The following is a 4,218-nucleotide window of genomic DNA, read 5'->3' on the forward strand; positions in this document are numbered from 1 at the left end:
CGCCATCATCAACAAGCAGGATGCCGTACAGCAGCCCTATCCGGGCGATGTCGCCGCCGCTCCGATCGATGGCAGCCATACACAATCGGTCAGCCGCTCCAGCCTCGAGCCGGTCTCGACGCGGCCGCTGCCGCCGCCCGTTGCCCAAGCGCAGCAGGCGCCGGCATCGAAGCCGGTGCGCACCGCATTGGCCCCGGCACCGCATGTCGACAGGACCACGACCGGCACCGTCGCTCCGGCGGCGTCGCCTTTCAAGGTTTCGCAACCTGACGAACCCCGCGTGGCTGCTTCCGGCACTCCGCATGCAACCGAGATCGTCGTCAGGGACGGCGAAACGATCGGCGGCCTGGCGCAGCGCTACAAGGTGCCGTCCGACGTGATCATGAAGGTCAACGGGCTGAGCGCGACCAAGGGGCTGAAGACCGGCCAGAAGCTGGTCATCCCGGCCTATGCCTATTCCAGCAAAGGCGAGGCGAAGGTCGCGGATGCCAAGCCGGCGAAAGACGGCAAGCACAACCTGCCGGCCACTGCGCCGGACAAGGTCGCCGTTCTGCCGCAGCAGCCGAAGCCTAAGGAAGGCAAGTCCGCCGCTCAGGTCGACGCGTCGGCCGCAGCAAACCAGCCCAAGGAGCCCAAGCCGCAGGTTGCCAAGACGACCGGCGCTGCCGGGACCTACACGGTCCAGTCGGGCGACACGATGTCTTCGATTGCCAGGAAGACCGGCGTCGGCGTCGTTGCTCTAAAGCAGGCCAACGGGATGAAGGACGGACTGCTCAAGATCGGCCAGACCCTGAAGGTGCCGGCCGGCGGAACCGCGACCGTCGCCGCTGCCAAGCCGGCCAAGGTCGATCCGGTGACGACGGCCACCACGCAGCCCGCGGCAAAGACCACGCCGTCTGAAACGCTGGCGTCCTACACGCCGCCGAAAAAGGATTCGAAGGTCATCCAGCAGGCCGAGGCCGACGATGCCGTCGCGCCAGACGCCACCGGCATCGGCAAGATGCGCTGGCCGGTGCGCGGCCGCGTGATTTCCGGTTTCGGCTCGGGCAAGGACGGCGTCGATATCGCCGTGCCGACGGGCACACCGGTCAAGGCGGCCGAGAACGGTGTCGTCATCTATGCCGGCGACGGCCTCAAGGAATTCGGCAACACGGTGCTGGTGCGCCACGAGAACGGCCTGGTCACCGTCTACGGCCATGCCAGTTCGATCGAGGTGCAGCGCGGCCAGAAGGTCAAGCGCGGCCAGGAGATCGCGCTGTCGGGCATGAGCGGCACGACGGACTCGCCGAAGCTGCACTTCGAAGTGCGCAAGAATTCGGCGCCAGTCGATCCCTCCGGTTATCTCGAATAGTCGGGGCTGTTTCGAATAGAAGAAAAAAAGCAATTTGCGGGCCGTCTGACCTCCAGTCCGGCCCGCCGGCTCAGCCCGTTCCGAAAGGAGCGGGCTTTTTCAGTTCCGGTGCGACGCGCCAGTCTTCAAGCTTCAAAGATGGTCGCGCAGAGTGTCGGCGATCATGACGCCAAGGCTGCTGGCCTTGACGCCGAGAAGCGTCTCCGCGTCGGAGGAATCGACCAGCAAGGGTTTGTCGAAGAGATAGCTCATCTCGATGAGCTCATGCATGCCCAATGCTTCCATTTCGGAGATGGAATAGGAGCGTGTTCCTGGAATTTCACGGTGAAGCATTGCCGCGGTCGCCCGGATGAGTTCCCGGGGTGGGGCGTGTTGCGATGGAACATGGAACGCCCGTCCCCATTCGCCCGTGTAGCGCGAGGCAGCGACCAGTGTCCTGGCCACGTCCTTCGTGAAGGACCAGGCGTGAGTTGCGTCGAGGTTTCCGATGAAAGCCGTCGGTTTCCCTTCGATTATGGAGGGCAGCGCGACCAGTGAGAAAGAGCTGATCGCGCCATGTCCAAGATAATCGCTGGACCGCACTTCGACGGCCGGCACGTCCGCACGGACCGCCCGCTGCCACATGATCGTCCGGGCGGTTCCTTTCTTCGAAGTCGGATCCAGAGACAGGTCGGAGTGAAGCGGGCTTTCGGCATCTTTGCCATAGCCATAGAGATTTCCGAGCACCACAAGCTTCGCGCCGACCGCTTCGGCAGCCCGCACGGTGCCGTCGATGATTGGGAAGAAGTCGGTCGGCCAGCGGTGATAGGCGGCCATGGCGCACATGAAGATCGCGTCGGCGTTTCGGCTGATACGCGCCAGTTCCGCGGCATTGGTGGCGTCGGACTGCACGGTCCGGACGTTTTGCAGCGCGTTCGAACCGACACTCCGGCTCGTCAAGACAACATCATGGCCTTCTTCGCCCAGAAGCCGCGCGGTCTCGCGACCAACCGGGCCTGCTCCCACAACAACATAGAAACTCATGGCATAACCTCTCATCCAAGTTTTATGGAGAGGCGTAGGTACATAGCCACGGCATTGAAAATCGCGCGGGAATTGCCAAGTCTTGAACAGGTTTTGCCATGAATCGAGAAAGCATGCTCTCGCAAGTCGCCCCGGCCCGATCCCCGTCCGACGTAACATTGGCCTCCCGGCATGTCGAAGCCGGGGTCCATCGTCTGCTCCGGGCGCCACACCATCGCATCATGGTGCATGCAAGTGCCGCGACGCGCTCCTACTGCCATGAGGTTCGACGATATTTCGTCAGGCGCGCCGGCGATATCGACCTGGTGCCCGCCGGTCAGGAGGGTGGGTTCGAGGCTGAGACCCCGTTCGACACGATCGAGATCGCGTTACAACCGGCCTTGATGGAAAGGGTGGCAGCCGAACTTGGCAAGGCGCGCGCATTGCCGCTCGGCACACGTCACCTGCTTCGTGACCAGCGCATCGAACACCTCGCGCGAGCACTGGAGAGCGATCTCAATGCGAAGTCGCCGAGCGGGTCGTTGTTTGCCGACAGCATCGGCGCCGCGCTCGCTGTGAGGCTGCTTGGCCTCGGTGAACCTGATATCGATCGCGCGAACCGGCTGTCGGATACTCAGCTCAAGCGCGTGCTGGAGCATATCGAGGTTGCGCTGCACGAACCCCTATCGATCCATCGACTGAGCCGGGTTGCCGGCGCCAGCAGTTCGCACTTGCGGACATGGTTCAAGGCGGCGACGGGCTTCACCCTGCACCGCTACGTGCTACGGCGTCGCGTCGAACGCGCACGCGTCCTGCTGCAGCAAGGCGATCTCAGCACAAGCGAGGTGGCGGAATTGACGGGCTTCGCGCACCAGTCACATCTGGCGCATTGGATGCGGCGTGAGATCGGCCAAACGCCGCGTGATTTGCGGCGGTCGCAGCCGCCCAAATGATCTTGTCATCGGATGGCGTTGGCGACGCTATCCAACGCATCAGTCCTTCAGCGGTTTGCCGAGCCGGCCAGCCAAATCCTGGGTGAACTGCCAGGCGACGCGGCCCGAGCGGCTGCCGCGCGTCGTCGCCCATTCCAATGCTTCGGCGCGCAGCGTGTCGGGATCGATTGTCAGCCCGTGATGGCGGACATAGCCGTCGATCATGTCGAGATACTCGTCCTGCGAACATTTGTGGAAACCGAGCCACAGCCCGAAGCGGTCGGACAGCGACACCTTTTCCTCGACCGCTTCGGACGGGTTGATCGCGGTCGAGCGTTCATTGTCGATCATGTCGCGCGGCAAAAGATGGCGGCGGTTCGAGGTGGCGTAGAAGATGACATTGGCTGGACGGCCCTCGACGCCGCCTTCGAGCGCTGCCTTGAGCGATTTGTAGGAGGTGTCGTCATGGTCGAAGGAGAGGTCGTCGCAAAACAGGATGAAGCGGAAGGGCGCCGCCTTCAGCAGACCCATCAGCTTCGGCAGCGTGTCGATGTCCTCGCGGTGGATCTCGATCAGCTTCAACGGCAGGTCGGACCTGGCCTTGGCGTTGATCTCCGCATGCACGGCCTTGACCAGCGACGATTTGCCCATGCCGCGCGCGCCCCACAACAACACATTGTTGGCCGGGTAGCCGGCAGCGAAGCGCTCGGTGTTGTCGACAAGGATGTCGCGGACGCGGTCGACGCCACGGATCAGTCCGATGTCGACGCGGTTAACCCTGTGCACCGGTTCCAGATAGCCCGGATCGGCCTGCCAAACGAAGCAATCAGCCTCGCGGAGGTCGGTTTGGGGCACCGGCGGCGGGGCAAGGCGGCTCACCGCTTCGATCAGCCGGTCGAGTTTCTGGTTCAGGGCCTCAATGCTGCTGTCGGT

Annotated in this window: 4 protein-coding genes; 2 read left to right on the plus strand and 2 right to left on the minus strand. The window is 63.5% G+C overall.

Features of this window, described 5'->3' with window-relative positions; genetic code table 11:
• On the plus strand, window positions 1-1,351 hold a 1,351-nt coding region (locus EN879_RS26335), incomplete at its 5' end, for a peptidoglycan DD-metalloendopeptidase family protein (RefSeq protein ID WP_127274334.1).
• 132 nt (window positions 1,352-1,483) lie between these two features.
• On the opposite strand, the gene EN879_RS26340 is transcribed toward EN879_RS26335, so the two are convergent.
• The gene (locus EN879_RS26340) at window positions 1,484-2,374 is read right to left on the minus strand and encodes an NAD-dependent epimerase/dehydratase family protein (RefSeq protein WP_063168115.1); all 891 of its coding nucleotides are present in this window, start codon (window positions 2,372-2,374) and stop codon (window positions 1,484-1,486) included.
• A gap of 113 nt (window positions 2,375-2,487) precedes the next feature.
• Between EN879_RS26340 and EN879_RS26345 the strand changes: the two genes are divergently transcribed.
• Window positions 2,488-3,306: an AraC family transcriptional regulator gene (locus EN879_RS26345; RefSeq protein WP_063170251.1), complete on the plus strand. Its 819-nt coding sequence runs from the start codon at window positions 2,488-2,490 to the stop codon at window positions 3,304-3,306.
• A 39-nt stretch (window positions 3,307-3,345) separates the two neighbouring features.
• Here EN879_RS26345 and EN879_RS26350 read toward each other — a convergent pair.
• The coding region (locus EN879_RS26350; RefSeq protein WP_245493871.1) for an ATP-binding protein at window positions 3,346-4,218 on the minus strand (873 nt) is incomplete at its 5' end.

Origin of the sequence: Mesorhizobium sp. M7A.F.Ca.AU.002.02.1.1 (assembly GCF_003998535.1) — a bacterium.
Classification (GTDB): Bacteria; Pseudomonadota; Alphaproteobacteria; order Rhizobiales; family Rhizobiaceae; genus Mesorhizobium; species Mesorhizobium ciceri.

What these genes read in the sequence shown, in the direction of transcription:
- EN879_RS26340 (WP_063168115.1), bottom strand. Translation starts at nt 2,374, where the DNA reads ATGAGTTTCTATGTTGTTGTGGGAGCAGGCCCGGTTGGTCGCGAGACC.
- EN879_RS26345 (WP_063170251.1), top strand. Translation starts at nt 2,488, where the DNA reads ATGCTCTCGCAAGTCGCCCCGGCCCGATCCCCGTCCGACGTAACATTG.